The sequence below is a fragment of the Nitrosopumilus adriaticus genome (genome assembly GCF_000956175.1).
GTDB classification, from domain to species: Archaea; Thermoproteota; Nitrososphaeria; order Nitrososphaerales; family Nitrosopumilaceae; genus Nitrosopumilus; species Nitrosopumilus adriaticus.
Map to the genome: position 1 here is coordinate 89,931 of NZ_CP011070.1, position 16,400 is coordinate 106,330.

A 16,400-nucleotide genomic window follows, 5' to 3' on the forward strand; every position below is an offset into this window, starting at 1 on the left:
AGTCAAAGGTTTTTAAAATCAATTAAAGTTTTTTTAGTGTTGAAAACAAAACTCTTGTTTTTATTTTTATTATTTGCTTCAGGTTTAGCAGGTATTGCATATGGGCATACAGTTGATTCTGTTGGAGAATATAGAGTAGAAATTGGTTGGATGAATGAACCAGTTGTTTCTGGTGAAACTAACGCAATTGAATTTTTTGTTAGTCCACTTGAGCCTGGATTAGAACTTGAAGACCAAGTTTTTAAAAATGGAATTAAAGATTTAAAAAAAACAGTTCAGATAAAATTAATCTACAAAGATGAAAGCATAACACTTCCTTTATCACCAGATCATAATATTCCAGGAAAATATTATGCATTTGTTAATCCAACTATCTCTGGATTTTATCAAGCAAATATTTTGGGGACAATCAAAGATACTCCAATTAGTTTATCAATGCATCCACCAAAAGTTGAAGAACGTTCTTACATTGAATTCCCTGAACCCTCTGATCTTACATTGAATCAAATTATTGATGGACATACTGCACTAATTAGTGATGTAAATGATTTGAAAGAATCTGTTATTTCTCTTGAAGAATCTAAACAGCAGATGGATATAGGATATATTGGAATTGGAGTTGGTATTGCTGGAATTGTTATTGCAGTAATTGCACTTGTAAAATCTAAAAAGAACTAAGTAGAATTCATAAAATCTTTTCTTCTTTTCAAAATTATATACAAAACAACTCCAATCCCAATTATTGCTAATCCTGCAAGAACTACTTCGATCTCAAACTGTAATGCCATGTAAACAGTTGTTCCAAATCCAAACAATGGCAAAATTGGAAATTTACCAATATTTACCGGAACTCTAAATGGTCTTTCTAAAACTGGTTCAGTATATCTTAGAACAATTACTGCCAAATTTATTGCTGCAAATGTAATAACTACAGCAAAAACAACAATATTTGCAACAATTACAATATCTCCGACAAAAGCAAATCCTATTGAAGTCACCAAAATTCCAATTACTGCAATCCATGGTGTCTTTGTTTTAGGATGGATTCTCCCTAAAAATTCAGGAAGAGACTTACTTTTTGCCATTCCATATAGAATTCTGGAACCTGCAACTAATGTGATTAGAACAGTACTTGCAGTAGCAAATAATGCAATTAATGATAAGGTAACACTTCCATTAATGCCTAAAACTGCATGTGCAACATCGGCTAATGGAGCTGATGAACCTGCTAACACTTGCCAATCTAAAATTCGTACTACTGATAATGAAACAAGAATGTAAATTACTCCAGTAATCACAACTGATAAAATTATAGCCCTAGGAATTGTCTTATGAGGTCGTCTAACTTCTTCAGCAACATTTGCCATGTCCTCAAATCCAATAAATGCAAAGAAAATCAATACAAATGCTAAAATTATTCCAGTCATTCCGCTTGGTGCCTCAAAGTAATCAACTGATTCAACAGGTTCAATCGTAAATCCGAGAAAAATAATCAGTGCTAATCCTCCAGCAGTAATTATTGCAAAAATGGTATTTGCCCATGCTGATTCTTTAATTCCAATAAAATTTACGATAGATAAAATTACAATTAGAATAATAGCACCAATTGTTATTGGTAAATCAATAAACTGAGTTAGATATCCGCCAAATCCTAAGGAAACTGTAGCTGCAACTATGATAGATGTAATTGCTGTTAGCCATCCTATAATAAAACCAAAAAAATTATTCTTGAAAGCATTTTTTACAAAAGTATATTCTGCAGCTGCTTTTGGATACAAAGCTGATAGTTCAGCATAACTTAATCCAGCAAAAACTGCAACTATGGCACCCAACAAAAAAGATATCCACATTGAATTTCCAGCAAATCCTGCAGCTTCTCCAATTAAGACATAGATTCCAGCACCTAAAATCAAACCCACTCCATACATGGTAAGATGAAAAAGTCCCATGTGGCGCTTTAATTCAGACATTTATCATTAATCCTAAGACACCAGAAAATTTAATCCGTATCCTACAATGTAAGCAACCATTGCTGCCACACCCCCAATGATTAGTGTAATTATCCCAGCACGAATCATGGAACTTTTAACAATTTTTCCTTTTATCATTCCTACCAAAAAAAATGCTGCAAGAACAGAAACTGTAGAATAGATAAATGCATTTGAATTTGATTCAAACCCCAACATCATGAAAACCATGAATGGAACTAAAGGAATAACTCCAATCAAATTAAAACCAACAAAAGTACTAACAGAACTATCTATTGGTTTCTTTTCGTCTTCAATTAATCCTAATTCCTCTTTCATCATTGTATCTATCCAAACTTTTCTTCTAGATGTGATAATTCGTACAACATCTTCTAGTAATTCATCCTTGAATCCTTTCTCTCTGTAAATTTCTCTGATCTCATCTATTTCTTGTTCTTCTAAATTGTCAATCTCCCACTCTTCTTGCCTTCTCTTCATTTGAACAAATTCATTTCGTGCTTTTGATGCTTGATAATTAGCAGCTGCCATTGAAAATCCATCTGCAAATAAATTTGCAAATCCCAAAATCAAAATAATGCTAGGCGATAATGATGCTCCAACTACTCCAGCTACTATAGCAAAAGTTGTTACAGCACCATCAATTGAACCATAAATGAAATCATCAAAATATATTCTCATTATTTAATTCATATAATTTAGAATATTTGAATAAATCCAACTAACAATTTCAAACTTGGAAATCATCACTGTTTCTTATATTGAAATAGAAAGTATTGTTTCATATGGCTAAATTCAATAAAATTCTAGTTCCTCTTGATGGATCTGCAAACTCTATGAGAGGATTAGATAGAGCAATTGAAATTGCAAAAGGCGGAAATGCTGAAATAACTGGATTTTATGTATTTCATTTACCATTGGCAGCAGGAATAAAGTATACTGCAAAAATGAAAGATGAAGCACAGAAAAAAGCTGTTAAAGCAATTGGTCCTGCAATGAATAAAACTCAAAAGGCTGGTGCCACATTCAAATACAAAACCGGTGGTGGTCATACTGGATCTGAAATTGTCAAAGCCGCAGAAAAAGGAAAATTTGACATGATAGTTATTGGAGCAAGAGGTGTAGGCGGGGCCAAGGAAACATTCCTTGGAAGTACCTCAAATTATGTAATGCACAAAACAAAGCTTCCTGTATTAATTGTGAAATAATTCATTTCCATTTTTCCCATTTTTTCACATCCTTGATATTCTGTAAGTAAAAACCTACAAGTATAAGGAATATGAAAATTTAATTTTGATGGTGTAAAAAATGGTGGAAAGTAATTATGATATCTTAGGAATTGTGGAAGGCTCAACAGAGAAGGAAATTAGAGATGCATTTAGAAGATTGGCACTTCAATATCACTCAGATCGTGGGGGAGAAAACGACCAATTTATCAAAATTAAACAAGCATACGAAGACATCAAAATTGGTAAAAAATATCCTGATACTGATATTGAAAAACTAAAAAATTCTAAAGTATATTCTAGTGATTCAGAAGCTGACATTAGACGAAAAAATCAGATCCTAGGTCAAGAATTATCAAAAGAAATGAAAACTGCTGAAGAATGGGCAGGAGCTTTGAATAGATCAGGTGCCACTGGAACAAGACTATTTGGTTCTAAAACTCTTGGAGAAATTGAACTAGAAAGGAAAGCAAATGGGGCTCTCTCGATTAAAGGAAATTTTATGGCAGGAAATCTAACTTATGATGGGCCAATAATTATGCAAGGAAGTATTTCAAGTCCATCGTGGACTGAGGAATTTAAAACTAACATTCATCTGACTACAGGAGATTTCAAATTTATTGATCCTATTGAAAATAAATACAAAATTGAGAATGGTGCTACAATTATTGCAGATAATGGAAACATTGTAGTTGGAAATGTTTTTGGAAGAAAATTCAAAGTTGAAGATCCACAAGGAAGAGTTGGCATTTTTCAAATCATTGAACATAGAACACATCTATCTGCACCTAACGGAAAAATTATAGCTGAAAATCTTGTAAATTCAGTATCAATAGAAGCAGATACTGCTATTATTCTAAATGTAGAAGATGATGTAACAGTAACTGCACGTGAAATTTTATTTTACGGTGGCAAGTTTACTTATGATTCAACTATTGAATTAAAAAAAGGCGGATCAATTAGATTCTTTGAAAATTTTTCAATTCAAGGACTAAGTGGTGATGCAATTATTAAACTTGAAAATGGAAAAAAAATTCGTCTATTTGATGTAAAAACTAAAAAAATCAGAGATTTGTCAGATGAATTTGTTACCAATAAAGAAAATTACGGTAAAGATGATACAATGGTTGGGCACGGATTTACAATTACTTATGATATGCTAGATAACCTTTCAAAGAAACCATCTAAAAAACAAAAAAGCAGTTGGAAATCTAAATTTGGATTATAAACAATTTATTGTTTTGATTCTATAATTTAGCAAAAAGGCTATTTTCTTTCTGTTCTATCTAATTTCCTTCTTACTTCATATACCCTATAATCATATTTTTGCTTCAATTCAGCCACAACTAATTCATCAAAACTGTATTCTGAAAAACTCTTTGAAATTTTATTCATGTTCTCTCCAATCACTATACTGTTTCTTGGACACAATGAATTAATCTTAAAACATCGATTTACTGTTGGCCCAAAGATGTCACTGATATTTGAAGTTGTACTCTCAGCAACTTTAACAGCGCCATATGTCAAACTAATTTTATAATCAATTTGAGGCATATTTTCAGCTTTGAGTTTCTCTTGTAACTTTTCATGTGATTCAATCATTGATAAACAACATTCAAAAATATTTTTCAAAACTTTTTGATCTGCAATGTCCACATTTGGAAATCTAAACATCAATGCATCACCAATATTTTTTACCACTTCGCCATTATACTCTCGAATAATCTTTGCCATAAAATTCAGAAAAATTTCATATAGCTTTGTAACATCTTGATCAGATAATTTAGATGAAATTCTTGTCGAGTCTGACATATCAATCACCCCAACACAATCATTTTGCTCATGCTGAGAAAATTTTAACAACATATCTCCTTCAAGTTGCTTGATTACCTTTTCTTTGCGTTTAATCTCAATTATTGATTCTTGAAGCTTTTCTGCCATTGAATCAAATGCATGAGACAATTCACCAATCTCATCACCAGTATTGATCTTAGTTCTTACATCAAAGTCTCCACTTGAAATTTTATTTGCAGCATTTTTTAATTTAGTTAGTGGCCTTGATAGTGATTTAGAAATACCAAAAGCTACAATTCCCATTACTAATGTAATTACTATGCCTGTTTCAAGTATTCTCTCTTGTAGAATTATTATTGGTTTTTCAACTTCTGACTGATCAATTTCTGCAAGTAAAGTAATTCCTAAATCATTTGCACAATACGATGAACCAAATATTGGAATTCCTCTATAATCTTTGTAAAACCCAATGTACTCTTCGCCCTCATTGAAGCATTTTTGAACTGGCAAAGTATCCACTTTTTGCTCAAACACAGCATTTTCAAAAAATCTAGATTCAGATAACATCATAAACTTGTCATTTACTATGTACACTTCCCCTGTTTCGCCTAATCCACTTCTACTAATCAAAACATTATCTATTGATGCTGTCCTCATTCTTGAAATGATTACACCAATTGGTTCATCTCCTTTTTTACTATCACTTGCAACAATTGGTGAAACAACAATCATTTTTTTACCTGACTCGGCTGGTTCAAATTCTATAAAAGATTCTTTTTGACCTCTTTTAAAAAATGGGTCATTAGTGAAATCTTCATCAGTATTTGCTCCAAGAGAAAAGAAAACTTTTCCATTAGCACCGATAATTTTTACATCTTCAAACCCTATCGAAAACCCAATAAGCCTCTGGTAAGCTTGAATCTGGATTAAAAAATCTCTACGATTATTTTCTTTTAATTCTTGAAATTCATTTTCAGAAGATTGATTCATTTGTGAAACTAAAAGTTGAATCATTGGATCCTTTGCAAGAATGTTATTTTGTTCAATTCTTGATTCAAAAAGAATCCTAAGTGAATCTCCACGAACACTTGATTCTCCTAATAATTGATCTCCTGCTCTTTGTTTTAGTATTTGATCTGCGTAATTGAAACTAAGAAACCCTGTAATTGAAAGAGCAACAACTGATACGATCATTACTAAAAAAATTAGTTTCTTGCCAAGATTGATTGAAATTGCCATTTTACTCTACGTTCATTTTATGTTAATATGAAACCTTCTACAAATCTTGAGTTAATATATTTGGGTTAATTCTTTGATTTGATAATTACTTCTCATCGATGAAAATTAAATCATGTATTTATTTAATGAACTAATAATTTTAAAATGTGAAGTTTTTAATATTTTCAATAATTTTTACGATTTTAGCCTCAATTCCAGTTGTTTATGCAAATGAATACATCATTGATATTCCACTAGGAGCATATAATCCAGAATTAAATACTCCTGCTGAAGTGTGGTATGATCCCCCACAACTATACGCTACAGTAGGTGATACAATTACTTGGTATAATGATGACAAAGAAGGTCACACAGTTACAAGTGGAGAGGGATCTGGAAGATTTGGATGGATGAGTGATAATTTTGGAACTCCGAATGGAATTTTTGATAGTGGTAGATTTATGCCAGGAGAATCATGGTCTTACAAATTTGAAGAATCTGGTACTTTTTCATATTATTGCACTATTCATCCATGGATGGAAGGTGTACTAATAATTGAAAAATTAATTCCAGACTATCCACATGATGCAACTGGTGCAAAAATAGAATTTCCATTATTACAATACACTCCAGACTTGGCCTTAGAAGTCAATCTAGCATGGGATCCACCTGTGATTAAAACTCATGAAAAAATACAATTTGTATATCAATTCTATGATCCTCAAACAAATTCAAATCTTGCAGAAATGAAATACAATTTTGTTATATTTCAAAACGGAAAAGAGATTTTCCGAGATGAAGGACTAAGCCAGATTGGAGGCGATTACAGAAATTTTGTCTTTAGCGATTCTGGTTCAATCATAATAAGAATAGAAGGAATTCATACCCCCTCTATATTTGCAGAAGAAAGTGTAACTGTATTTGGTGATGTACAAAGTAAAGAACAAAGATCAGTTGATTTTACTACAGCAGTTTATGATAATCCTGAGCGAACATCTCATGAGACCTATCACATTAAACCTGCTCAAAGACTTACCACTTATTACGAATTAATGCTGTTCATCATTCTAATCCCAGGTATTTTGTTTATTGGAGCAATGCTCTGGTTAAAGAAAAAACCAAATATTCCACAAGAAAAGCCTGGTGCTGTTAAAGTCTAAAATAATAAAAAGAAATTAAAAATTGATGAATTAATCTAATCGATTAATTCAGTCCAACCTTTGACGAAGACTGAGTTCTTGTAGAGTGGAACTGGTTGTCCAACAGTAAAGTCCATTGGTCTCATCCAAAAGATTGCTTTTGTTGGGCATACACCGATGCATGCACCATCAGAAATACATCTTTCTGGGTAGAAAACAAATGCTTTACCTCTCTTCCAGCCTTCAACTGGTTTTACTCTAAGGACATCTGGACCTAATGTTGTACAGATTTCTACACATAGTGCACATCCGATACACATTTGTTCGCTGATGTCTGGAATAATTCCTACTGGCATAACAGAATTCAATCTTGATTTCTTCTTAATATAATTTACCTAAGAATTTCGTCTTATAACGGCGTTTCAAATTTTATAACGGCGTTTAAAATCTGATCGCTATTGTTTCATAAATTTTGATGCTCTATTTTGAATGATCTGTGATCATTTTCTTCCAAACTAGTAAAAATCAGATTGTTCTGATTTTTTTTAATAAAGTAGACACCTGTTTTTTCAGATTTTATGATCTGTTTTCCTCCTGGTGATATTATCCACCCAACATTTTCTTTCTTTCTTGCCATTCCAGTAACAACAACTTGTGAACTTGTTTGATTTGCCAGAGATGATAGAAGCATTATACATGAATTAACAAATCTTGCAGATTCTAGATCATCAAACATGTTGTAAACTCCATTAAACGAATCAATTACAACTAGAAATTTCTCCTTTGAAACTTTGGAGATAATTTCAGTTAATTTTTCTTCTCCAGTTTTCTTTTTCAGGGTGAAAAATTATTACATTTTTATTTTTTGGAATCATGCCAGATTCAACATATCCAGTATAAAGTAAATCCAAGTCCACAAAAATTATCTTGTTTTCTATAGAACTGATTAATCTATAAAGAAATTCTATCTTGTGAAAAGGTTCAGAGCACAAAACTAAACTTGGAATATTTAGCTCAAACTCATTTTTAATGTGTACCAAATTATTATCTAAAATTAACTCAGGACTTTTATCCAACACCACTTTAGCATTTTACAGATATAATAATGAATTTAACTTCAAAAGATATTTCTGGTGATTTTCCAGATTCAAATAAAATCTATCTAAATAATGCATCAGTTTCTTTGATGCCTACTCAAAGCATAGAGGATATGAAAGAATTTCTAATTTCATACAATTCAATTGGTCCGGATTCAAAGGATTCAGAACCATTTGTAACTGAAAAACTACAAAATGTCAGAAAAATAATTTCAAAAATCATATCATGTCAACCTGATGAGGTAGTTCTTACTCAAAGCACAACAGATGGAATAAATTTTGTAGCAAATGGTCTATCTTTTGATGATAAATCAAATATCATCATTCGTGGGATGGGACATGAACATCATGCTAACTATTATCCTTGGATTCAACTCAAAGACAAAATTTCAATAAAAAATCTCAACATTGACAAAAATGGTCTTTTCAAATTAGATGATCTAGAATCTCTAGTTGATCAAAACACAAAACTAGTTGCTTTGAGTCATGCATTATACAATACTGGTTCAATTTTACCTATAGAAGAGATTGTAAAAATTCTTGATGATAAAATTCCATTCTTTATTGATAGTGCGCAAACTGTAGGATGCATAGGTGAAATGGATGTATCAAAAATTAAATGTAATTTTATGTCATTTAATGGCTCAAAATGGCTTTGCGGACCAATGGGTACTGGATTATTTTACTGCAATAGAAAATCAAGTGAATTACTAAAACCTATGACTATTGGAGGTGAGTCTGCAATAATTTATGATGAAACTAATCTTGCTTTCAAAGAACTTCCCGACAAATTCCAAACTGGTTTTAGAAATTATGTTGGAATAGTAGGCTTGGAATCATCTGCAAGGTATTTGATGAATTTTGGTTTGAATAATATCCGACAAAAAAATCAGTACCTGTCAAATCTATTCAGAGAAGAACTATCAAAAATTCCTGATATTATTTTGTATGGACCTGATGACCCAAATCAAAGAACAAGTATCGTATCTTTTAATCTAAAAGGACATGATTCTCAAGAAATAGTAGATAGACTTGAAAAGCAAAATATCATTTTAGCAGTAAGAGAAATTATGGAGCAAAAAATTATCCGAGCATCTCCCCATTTTTTCAATACTGAATCTGAAATGCTTCAGGTAATTGATGAAATAAAGAAACTATAGATTTTCTTGTTCTTCAATGACCATCATGGTCAATGTTGATTGAACTTTACTGATTTTTCTAACTTTATTGGTGATAATTGCACGTAGTTTTTCTGCATCATTAGATGTCAATTTTAATACAATATCGTATACTCCGTAGACACCCTGAATTTCGTATTTGATGTCCTCATCAGCTAGAATCTGTTTTACTTCATTGATTATTGATTCATCTGATCCCAAATCAGAATTTAATAGAACATATGCAGTAGGCACAGGATGATTTTCATCAAACAGTATTTAACTTTTCATAGTTCATAAATTGATTAATTACTAGTAGATTCTATTGATATGAAACCAATAGATCTTACACTTACAATATCAAAATCCATTCCAAGTTTTCCAGATTCCCCAAAACCTCAATTCATTTTATGGTCTGATATCAAAGATGATGGATATAATCTTGAATTATTATTTCTAAGTTCTCACACTGGGACCCATATTGATGCACCATACCATTTTGTTAAAGATGGGATAAAGATTCATCAAATTCCCCTTGATAGACTGATTGGAAAAGCCATTCTAATTAAACTCAAAAAAACTAGAAATTCCCCAATAACAAAGGAAGATATTATTTTATTTGAAAAAAACAATGGAATTATCCCAAATGATTCATCAATCTTCTTTTTTACTGAATGGCAAAAAAATCTAAAAAACGATAATTATTTTTCAGAAAATCCAGGACTGGACAAATCATCTGCTGACTATCTTGTATCAAAAAAGATCAATCTTGTTGGAATAGATTCCCCAAGTATTGATCTAGGCATAGATGATTCATTTACTGTTCACCATATTTTCTCAAAAAACAATATCTTGATTGTAGAAAATCTTGCAAATTTGAATAAAATTCCTTCTAGAGAATTTACTTTTACAATTCTACCATTAAAACTCAAAGATGCAACAGGCTCACCTGTAAGAGCAGTAGCATCATAATTTTGTTCATTATTTCGCAATGCTAAAAATATAGCAAATTCCTATTACGCATATGAGTAAACCTGGAAATTTATGGAGAAAAGTTCATGGAAAAATTACAAAAAAACCAACAAACTTTTCTTGGTTAATCGATGAACAATTAGCTGGTTCTGGATTCCCAACGACTTTTGATGAATTTAATTGGCTTTTAGATCAAGGTGTAAAATCAATTGTTACTATGACTGAGAATGCATTACCTGATGATTGGATAGAAAACATTGGTTATCTTCATGTTCCCACACCTGATCTAACTGCACCAGATATGGATAAGATAGATTTAGCAGTGGATTTTATTCATGAACGAATTAACAACAATCAATCTGTTATGGTTCATTGTGCAGCTGGAATGGGAAGAGCAGGAACAATTCTTGCATGTTATTTTGTAAAATATAAAAAATATGCAGCAAAAGATGCAATTAAAAAAATTCGAGATGAAAGACCAGGCTCTATTCAGTCTGAAGTGCAAGAACTAGCTATTGGTTTTTATGAAAAACATGTGAGAAATTAGTTTTAAACAAATTCAGAAACTAATTTTCCATCTACAACTTTAATTTTCAAAGTTTTATTTTCTTGGAAAATCATAGTTAATCCACCGTCTGAATCAGGATCTTCAACTTTTACAAGTTCTAACATTTTGATTGCATCAAATTTTTCCATTCATATCACCTATTCTGGAATTGATACGGTCTCAATCTTTCCATCAATTGCTTTGATGAACAAAAACCTGTTGTCCTTAAAGATAAAGGTAATTCCGTCTTCTTTATCAGGTTCTTCAACTTCAAGAATTGGTTGTCCTAACAGACCATCGTATTTTGCCATATTGATTCTCTCAAAAAGTTCCTTATATCCCTAATTGATTGTTATCTCAATTTCACTAGAATTATTCTTGATACTTCCAGTTTCTGTATAGTCATGTTTTTGCCATGATGCAAATGCTTCAGCACTAATCTTGTGTTTACCTTTTCCCAAATCTGATGCCTTGAATACAAATTTCTCATCAAAGTCAAAAAGCTCTTGCCTTACTTCTTCTTCAGATAGTCTGATAAATGGCTCAAAATTTTTGGCTACCTGAACCCAAATCCTTCTATCTTTCATTGGATTGACTAGTTTAGGATTTCTAGTCCAAAAGATTGATGCCTTTCTATAGGTATCAATGGTTCTGCCCAATTCCTTCTTTCTGAATCCGCCTGATGTCAATTTAATCCCGTATTTCATTTTGAATGAAACATCGTTGTTATTGTAGGCCTTAGTCCAATTTGCCTCATTAAACGCATTTCTAAGGTCTCCCTCGACTGAAAATTGCACATTTATCTCTACATTTTCATCAGATGAGTACTCATCCTTTGAATTTGCTAGTTTTATCTCTGAAATCTTACTTTCTGCCATTCCTACCGCTCATAATGATTTATATCCGCAATAAGTGCTTTTTCTGAATACATGAACGCACAAGTGATCAGTTCTGAACCAAAAGAAATCAGCCTTTCCATCACTGAGACTGATATAGGAATTTTATACATTATTCAACATGAACTCCTAAAAGGATCAAATATTGATTTTGCAGGAGTTATAGTAAAACATCCCCTTACCAATGAATGCTGGATGAGAATTAACTCCAGCACAAAACCTCTGGGAGAAATTAAAAAAGCAACAGATTCCGCAATAAAAATGGCAGAAGAGTTCAAACAACTGTTTAATTCTAAAATTAAGGTAAATTAGATTGAAATTTTGCCCCAAATGTGAGGTCAAATTAAAGAAGGGTGCTTCTGGTCTTGAATGCTCAAAATGTGGCTATGTAGAAGGACAAAAAGTAAAAGAGACAAAAAAAATTATTGAGGAAGAGAAAGAAGATTTTTCACTTTTAGCTTTTGAAGGAGATGAAGGAGAAGATACTCATCCAACAATCAAATTAGATTGTGAGAAATGCGGTCATGATGAGGCAGTTTGGTGGATGTTTCAAACTAGAAGTGCAGACGAACCTACAACCAGATTTTATCGTTGTCAGAAATGTAAATACACCTGGCGAGATTACACATAACGTTTAACTGGAACTTTAAGTCAAGAAAATTGATTTGACTTTTGGAGCAAAAACAAGTGGTTCTGATGATCTAAAGGCAATCATATCTGCAATATCTACACTTGTTGAAGAAGCTACTTTTGTTGCAACAGCAGAAGGAATTACCTTTAGAGGAATGGATCCATCACATGTCGCTTTAATTGATATATCGTGGCCTAATTCTGCATTTGAAAAATATGAATGTGATAGTGATATTAAATTTGGAGTTAGAATTGATGAATTTTCAAAACTTATCAAAAGAGCTGACAAAAAAGATAGCATAGAGATTAGCATCTCTGAACAAAACATGTTACTAGTTACTGTTGGAAAAAATAAAAAATACAAAATGCGTTTAATTGAAAGTTCTGCTACAGATACCCCGTTACCAAAAATTCCATATGATTCTAAAATTGTCTTGTCATCATCAAAATTTGATAAAATTCTCGGCGATGTGCAAGTAGTATCAGATTATCTGACAATCCATACATCTGATTCTAAGGGTGACTTTTCAGGCAAAGGTGATTCTGGAGAGGTAGTTATTGATTTGGATAAAGAAGATGAAGAGATTGAAGAAATCTCTTCAAAAGAAGACAGTGTTGGAACTTATAGTCTTGAGTATCTAAATCCAGTAGTAAAGGCAGTAGGTACAACTGCAGGCTTTATCACATGTGAGTTTTCAAGCGCAAAACCTCTTAGAATTGAATTTAAAGTAGCAAATATTGGCAGAATTCACTTTTACCTAGCCCCACGCGTGGAAAGTTAAAGCATTTAAAGATTAACTAATTCAGGTACTTTGAATTGAGACTCGTAATAAAATATGGTGGAACATCAATTTCTGCTACAAAAGATATCCAAGCAATAGCTAAACAGATTAACTCACTATCAAAGAAACATCAAATTGTAGTTGTTTGTTCTGCAACAAGTGGTACAACTGATGATCTAATAGAAATATCAGAATCAATCAAAAAAGAAAATAAATCAAAAGCTGAACAACTTGCATCAAAGATTACAAATCGACATAAACAGTTAGCAAAACAATCAATCAAAAAATCTGATTTACAAAAAAAATTATTAAGAAAACTAGATGAAGATTTTTCAGAACTTCTTGCTTTAATTGATGGAATGGTTCTACTTGGTGAAGTTACAGCCAGATCAATGGATTATCTGATTTCATTTGGTGAAAGATTATCCATAAAGTTAATCTCAGCAGCAATTAATGATTCAGGAAAGAAATCAATTCCTCTTACTGGAAAAGAAGTGGGAATAATCACTGATTCTAATTTTGGTGAATCAAAACCACTAATGGATACTACAAGACTTCGAGTATCAAAGACTGTAGATGATTTATTCTCAAAGAAGACTGTTCCTGTAGTGGGAGGATTTGCAGGTGCAGATCAACATGGACATGTAACTACGTTTGGCAGAGGTGGTTCTGATTATTCTGCAACAACTATTGGCTCTTGTATGAAAGCAGATGAAATTTGGTTGATGAGTGATGTTGATGGACTAATGACTGCAGATCCAAAAATTGTAAAGAATGCAAAATTACTCAAAGAAGTTTCATACATTGAAGCAGTAGAGATGGCCATGTTTGGTGCCAAGCAAATTCATCCAAGAACCTTTGAGCCCCTACTATCAAAGAAAATTCCCATGAAGATCAGAAATTCCTTTAATGTCAAGAATGAAGGAACATTGGTAACTGTATCTCCATCAGCTTCTGTAAAAAATACTGTCAAATGTGTAAGTAATGTTCAAAATAATGGGCTAATTGATATTCGAGGCGGTAGTATGGTTGGAACTCCTGGAACTGCAGCAAAAATATTTGAAACATTAGCAAAATCTGGCATAAATGTAATGATGATCTCACAAAATCCATCAGAATCAAGCATCACAATTGTGGTAAAAAATACTGATCTTGATAAAGCAGTAAGTGCACTAGAGATGGAATTATTAGGAAAAATCATCAAAAAACTGGAAATTACTACTAATGTAGCAATTATTGCATTGATTGGTTCTGGAATGAGAGGAACAGTTGGGGTAGCATCAAGAGTATTTGGAGCAATTGAGAAAAATAAAATCAATGTATCCATGATAACCCAAGGTTCATCAGAACTAAACCTTGCATTTGTTGTCAAAAATTCTGATACATCAGCAGCAGTACGGGCATTGCATGATGCATTTGAACTAGATAAAATCAATTAAGATAAAATCATTTAAGGGCATAAACCAAATTAGATTTATTGAAAAAACTAATTACTATTTTATTAATTGGATTTTTGGCTATTGGCCTCATTTCACTTTCTTCGATATCTGATCAGTTTGCAGATGCAGGTTCAAGAAAAAAAATTCATTTCACTCAAACTATTACATCTTCTCAAGATCCTGGACAAGGACATGAGAATCATCAATTAGCACTAATTCTTTCTCCAAATGAGGGAACCTTGTATGATGGTTCAATGACATTTACCTCAAGTTCACCTGTTCAGATAGTTGTTTTACATGAAATTAATCCTCAAGATTCCAAAGGACAGCCAACTTGGACTGTTGATGGAAAAACAGTTTATGGATTATCCCTAATTGATTCACAGGAAAAATCTGGATCTTTTGAGTTTACAGGAGCTGCACTTGCATTACATTCTCCTACCTCAAAAGAATTTACTTCTACTGTAAGTGTCGATGGTTGGATAAGAGGGCAACCTACCGAAGTTATTATGCAAAAAATTGAATTAGAAAAAGAAGAACCGACATCATTACTTTCAAGAACTAATGTACCTGCAACTATTCCAATGCATAAAGGAATCTACAACGGAAATCAAGTTTTATACATCATTACTGATGGCAGTGATAAAGAATATGCAAAAAAAATATCTGAAAAGCAAGAATGGAATGTAGAAGTAGCACCCGGAATAGGAAATGTTCCAAAAGATGCACTACAAAAAATTTTCGTTTTTAAAAATGGAGTCAAAGCTGATGGAATTTATGGATTCCAGAACGAAGTATTTTCTAGTACTCCTTCACAAGAATCTGATTATAGTGCATTAAATTCTGTAATTGAAGTGACATGGAAAAAGGGCCAAAAAGAAATAGTTTTTGAATCTGCCACTGATATTATTGCTGCTCAAGAAAAAGGTAGAATAGAATTCAATGAAACCGGAATTGTACTAAATACTCCTCAAATTACTTGGCCTGATGGACAGATGAAGATACGTTCTGACAAAGAAATCACTGATGATATGCCATATGGTGGGGGACAAATAATAGAAATTAATGAAGAAGAATTGACTGTAACTTTTGTTGCTCATAGAGGTTGGGGACCTGATGGAAGAACAATTTACTATATTGTAACTGATGCTACTCCATCAGGACCTGCAGAGACGATGGGTGTTGTTTCGTCTCCAAGTTCTGCAAATCTAATTGCACATTCTGGAGCAGTAGATCTTTTCCAATTTAAAAACGGAATTAAAGGATCTGGTCCATTAGGATTCCAAGCAGGAATTGCAGGTGCATCACTTGATGACGAAAATTATAGCCCAATGTGGCGAATTTATCTAGTTGAATGGAATAATTCAGAACAAGCAAAAATTTTGGAGACAAAATCAGATATTGATTCATTTCGTGCAGATGGTTTGCTTTCAGTTAGTATTGCTAGACCACTAAACAGTGATCATATAGTGAATTGCCCATTCATAGATCCTTTTCAATAACTACCCGCTAAACGGA

22 protein-coding genes are annotated in these 16,400 nt (G+C 32.4%); 12 read left to right on the forward strand and 10 right to left on the reverse strand.

Annotation, left to right across the window (positions count from 1 at the left end; translation table 11 throughout):
- Positions 1-39 precede the first annotated feature (39 nt).
- Positions 40-678 carry a hypothetical protein gene (locus NADRNF5_RS00495; protein WP_048118614.1) on the forward strand — a complete coding sequence of 213 codons (639 nt, stop codon included), beginning with the start codon at positions 40-42 and terminating at the stop codon, positions 676-678.
- On the opposite strand, the gene NADRNF5_RS00500 is transcribed toward NADRNF5_RS00495, so the two are convergent.
- Positions 675-1,970 (reverse strand): APC family permease, encoded by a 1,296-nt coding sequence (locus NADRNF5_RS00500; protein WP_048114585.1) that lies wholly within the window; start codon positions 1,968-1,970, stop codon positions 675-677. The two genes, NADRNF5_RS00495 and NADRNF5_RS00500, sit on opposite strands and share 4 nt — an antisense overlap.
- Before the next feature lie 12 nt (positions 1,971-1,982).
- The gene (locus tag NADRNF5_RS00505; protein WP_048114587.1) at positions 1,983-2,666 is read right to left on the reverse strand and encodes a VIT1/CCC1 transporter family protein; all 684 of its coding nucleotides are present in this window, start codon (positions 2,664-2,666) and stop codon (positions 1,983-1,985) included.
- A gap of 104 nt (positions 2,667-2,770) precedes the next feature.
- On the opposite strand from NADRNF5_RS00505, the gene NADRNF5_RS00510 reads away from it, so the two are divergent.
- Entirely contained in the window at positions 2,771-3,193 is a 423-nt protein-coding gene (locus tag NADRNF5_RS00510; protein ID WP_048114589.1) for a universal stress protein, read from the forward strand.
- 100 nt (positions 3,194-3,293) lie between these two features.
- Entirely contained in the window at positions 3,294-4,439 is a 1,146-nt protein-coding gene (locus tag NADRNF5_RS00515; RefSeq protein ID WP_048114591.1) for a J domain-containing protein, read from the forward strand.
- A 38-nt stretch (positions 4,440-4,477) separates the two neighbouring features.
- Here the strand turns inward: NADRNF5_RS00515 and NADRNF5_RS00520 are convergent, their stop codons facing one another.
- Complete coding sequence (locus tag NADRNF5_RS00520; RefSeq protein ID WP_048114593.1) at positions 4,478-6,244, reverse strand: HAMP domain-containing protein; 1,767 nt, start codon at positions 6,242-6,244, stop codon at positions 4,478-4,480.
- Between the two features lie 146 nt (positions 6,245-6,390).
- On the opposite strand from NADRNF5_RS00520, the gene NADRNF5_RS00525 reads away from it, so the two are divergent.
- The gene (locus NADRNF5_RS00525; RefSeq protein WP_048114595.1) at positions 6,391-7,383 is read left to right on the forward strand and encodes a cupredoxin domain-containing protein; all 993 of its coding nucleotides are present in this window, start codon (positions 6,391-6,393) and stop codon (positions 7,381-7,383) included.
- A 35-nt stretch (positions 7,384-7,418) separates the two neighbouring features.
- Here the strand turns inward: NADRNF5_RS00525 and NADRNF5_RS00530 are convergent, their stop codons facing one another.
- The 3 genes from NADRNF5_RS00530 to NADRNF5_RS11510 all read right to left on the reverse strand — a co-directional run bounded on the left by NADRNF5_RS00530 (position 7,419) and on the right by NADRNF5_RS11510 (position 8,438).
- On the reverse strand, positions 7,419-7,718 hold the full coding sequence (locus NADRNF5_RS00530) for an ATP-binding protein (RefSeq protein WP_007402606.1): 300 nt from the start codon (positions 7,716-7,718) through the stop codon (positions 7,419-7,421).
- Between the two features lie 107 nt (positions 7,719-7,825).
- Positions 7,826-8,098, reverse strand: coding sequence for a hypothetical protein (locus NADRNF5_RS11505; protein WP_237089288.1), 273 nt, complete (start codon positions 8,096-8,098; stop codon positions 7,826-7,828).
- A gap of 67 nt (positions 8,099-8,165) precedes the next feature.
- Positions 8,166-8,438, reverse strand: a complete 273-nt coding sequence (locus tag NADRNF5_RS11510) for a hypothetical protein (RefSeq protein WP_237089289.1) — start codon at positions 8,436-8,438, stop codon at positions 8,166-8,168.
- A gap of 29 nt (positions 8,439-8,467) precedes the next feature.
- Here NADRNF5_RS11510 and NADRNF5_RS00540 point away from each other — a divergent pair, with 29 nt between their 5' ends.
- Positions 8,468-9,619 (forward strand): aminotransferase class V-fold PLP-dependent enzyme, encoded by a 1,152-nt coding sequence (locus NADRNF5_RS00540; protein WP_048114598.1) that lies wholly within the window; start codon positions 8,468-8,470, stop codon positions 9,617-9,619.
- On the opposite strand, the gene NADRNF5_RS00545 is transcribed toward NADRNF5_RS00540, so the two are convergent.
- A complete protein-coding gene (locus NADRNF5_RS00545) occupies positions 9,614-9,871 on the reverse strand; it encodes an Lrp/AsnC ligand binding domain-containing protein (RefSeq protein WP_048114602.1) in 258 nt (85 codons plus the stop codon). The genes NADRNF5_RS00540 and NADRNF5_RS00545 overlap by 6 nt on opposite strands.
- A gap of 75 nt (positions 9,872-9,946) precedes the next feature.
- Between NADRNF5_RS00545 and NADRNF5_RS00550 the strand changes: the two genes are divergently transcribed.
- Both NADRNF5_RS00550 and NADRNF5_RS00555 read left to right on the forward strand, forming a co-directional pair.
- Positions 9,947-10,588, forward strand: a complete 642-nt coding sequence (locus NADRNF5_RS00550; RefSeq protein ID WP_048114604.1) for a cyclase family protein — start codon at positions 9,947-9,949, stop codon at positions 10,586-10,588.
- Positions 10,589-10,640: 52 nt separating this feature from the next.
- Complete coding sequence (locus NADRNF5_RS00555) at positions 10,641-11,135, forward strand: dual specificity protein phosphatase 23 (RefSeq protein WP_048114606.1); 495 nt, start codon at positions 10,641-10,643, stop codon at positions 11,133-11,135.
- 2 nt (positions 11,136-11,137) lie between these two features.
- On the opposite strand, the gene NADRNF5_RS11195 is transcribed toward NADRNF5_RS00555, so the two are convergent.
- Genes NADRNF5_RS11195 through NADRNF5_RS00560 form a run of 3 tightly spaced genes read right to left on the reverse strand, consistent with a single transcriptional unit; the run spans position 11,138 to position 12,013 of the window.
- On the reverse strand, positions 11,138-11,284 hold the full coding sequence (locus NADRNF5_RS11195) for a hypothetical protein (RefSeq protein WP_182127932.1): 147 nt from the start codon (positions 11,282-11,284) through the stop codon (positions 11,138-11,140).
- A gap of 9 nt (positions 11,285-11,293) precedes the next feature.
- Complete coding sequence (locus tag NADRNF5_RS11200) at positions 11,294-11,446, reverse strand: hypothetical protein (protein ID WP_182127931.1); 153 nt, start codon at positions 11,444-11,446, stop codon at positions 11,294-11,296.
- 30 nt (positions 11,447-11,476) lie between these two features.
- Positions 11,477-12,013 carry a hypothetical protein gene (locus NADRNF5_RS00560; protein WP_048114614.1) on the reverse strand — a complete coding sequence of 179 codons (537 nt, stop codon included), beginning with the start codon at positions 12,011-12,013 and terminating at the stop codon, positions 11,477-11,479.
- 51 nt (positions 12,014-12,064) lie between these two features.
- Here NADRNF5_RS00560 and NADRNF5_RS00565 point away from each other — a divergent pair, with 51 nt between their 5' ends.
- Genes NADRNF5_RS00565 through NADRNF5_RS00585 form a run of 5 tightly spaced genes read left to right on the forward strand, consistent with a single transcriptional unit; the run spans position 12,065 to position 16,384 of the window.
- Positions 12,065-12,343 (forward strand): RpoL/Rpb11 RNA polymerase subunit family protein, encoded by a 279-nt coding sequence (locus NADRNF5_RS00565; RefSeq protein WP_048114616.1) that lies wholly within the window; start codon positions 12,065-12,067, stop codon positions 12,341-12,343.
- Position 12,344: 1 nt separating this feature from the next.
- Positions 12,345-12,662 (forward strand): transcription factor S, encoded by a 318-nt coding sequence (locus tag NADRNF5_RS00570; protein WP_048114619.1) that lies wholly within the window; start codon positions 12,345-12,347, stop codon positions 12,660-12,662.
- 34 nt (positions 12,663-12,696) lie between these two features.
- Positions 12,697-13,443, forward strand: a complete 747-nt coding sequence (gene pcn, locus NADRNF5_RS00575) for a proliferating cell nuclear antigen (pcna) (protein ID WP_048114622.1) — start codon at positions 12,697-12,699, stop codon at positions 13,441-13,443.
- 35 nt (positions 13,444-13,478) lie between these two features.
- Positions 13,479-14,882, forward strand: coding sequence for an aspartate kinase (locus NADRNF5_RS00580; RefSeq protein ID WP_048114624.1), 1,404 nt, complete (start codon positions 13,479-13,481; stop codon positions 14,880-14,882).
- Positions 14,883-14,920: 38 nt separating this feature from the next.
- Positions 14,921-16,384, forward strand: a complete 1,464-nt coding sequence (locus tag NADRNF5_RS00585; RefSeq protein WP_048114631.1) for a DUF7482 domain-containing protein — start codon at positions 14,921-14,923, stop codon at positions 16,382-16,384.
- Positions 16,385-16,400 lie beyond the last annotated feature (16 nt).

Coding starts and splice junctions, on each gene's coding strand:
- NADRNF5_RS00520 (WP_048114593.1), bottom strand. CDS start 6,244: ATGGCAATTTCAATCAATCTTGGCAAGAAACTAATTTTTTTAGTAATG.
- NADRNF5_RS11200 (WP_182127931.1), bottom strand. CDS start 11,446: ATGGCAAAATACGATGGTCTGTTAGGACAACCAATTCTTGAAGTTGAA.
- NADRNF5_RS00540 (WP_048114598.1), top strand. CDS start 8,468: ATGAATTTAACTTCAAAAGATATTTCTGGTGATTTTCCAGATTCAAAT.
- NADRNF5_RS00560 (WP_048114614.1), bottom strand. CDS start 12,013: ATGGCAGAAAGTAAGATTTCAGAGATAAAACTAGCAAATTCAAAGGAT.
- NADRNF5_RS00565 (WP_048114616.1), top strand. CDS start 12,065: ATGAACGCACAAGTGATCAGTTCTGAACCAAAAGAAATCAGCCTTTCC.
- NADRNF5_RS00530 (WP_007402606.1), bottom strand. CDS start 7,718: ATGCCAGTAGGAATTATTCCAGACATCAGCGAACAAATGTGTATCGGA.
- NADRNF5_RS00515 (WP_048114591.1), top strand. CDS start 3,294: ATGGTGGAAAGTAATTATGATATCTTAGGAATTGTGGAAGGCTCAACA.
- NADRNF5_RS00555 (WP_048114606.1), top strand. CDS start 10,641: ATGAGTAAACCTGGAAATTTATGGAGAAAAGTTCATGGAAAAATTACA.
- NADRNF5_RS00500 (WP_048114585.1), bottom strand. CDS start 1,970: ATGTCTGAATTAAAGCGCCACATGGGACTTTTTCATCTTACCATGTAT.
- NADRNF5_RS00505 (WP_048114587.1), bottom strand. CDS start 2,666: ATGAGAATATATTTTGATGATTTCATTTATGGTTCAATTGATGGTGCT.
- NADRNF5_RS00550 (WP_048114604.1), top strand. CDS start 9,947: ATGAAACCAATAGATCTTACACTTACAATATCAAAATCCATTCCAAGT.
- NADRNF5_RS11195 (WP_182127932.1), bottom strand. CDS start 11,284: ATGGAAAAATTTGATGCAATCAAAATGTTAGAACTTGTAAAAGTTGAA.
- NADRNF5_RS11505 (WP_237089288.1), bottom strand. CDS start 8,098: ATGTTTGATGATCTAGAATCTGCAAGATTTGTTAATTCATGTATAATG.
- NADRNF5_RS00510 (WP_048114589.1), top strand. CDS start 2,771: ATGGCTAAATTCAATAAAATTCTAGTTCCTCTTGATGGATCTGCAAAC.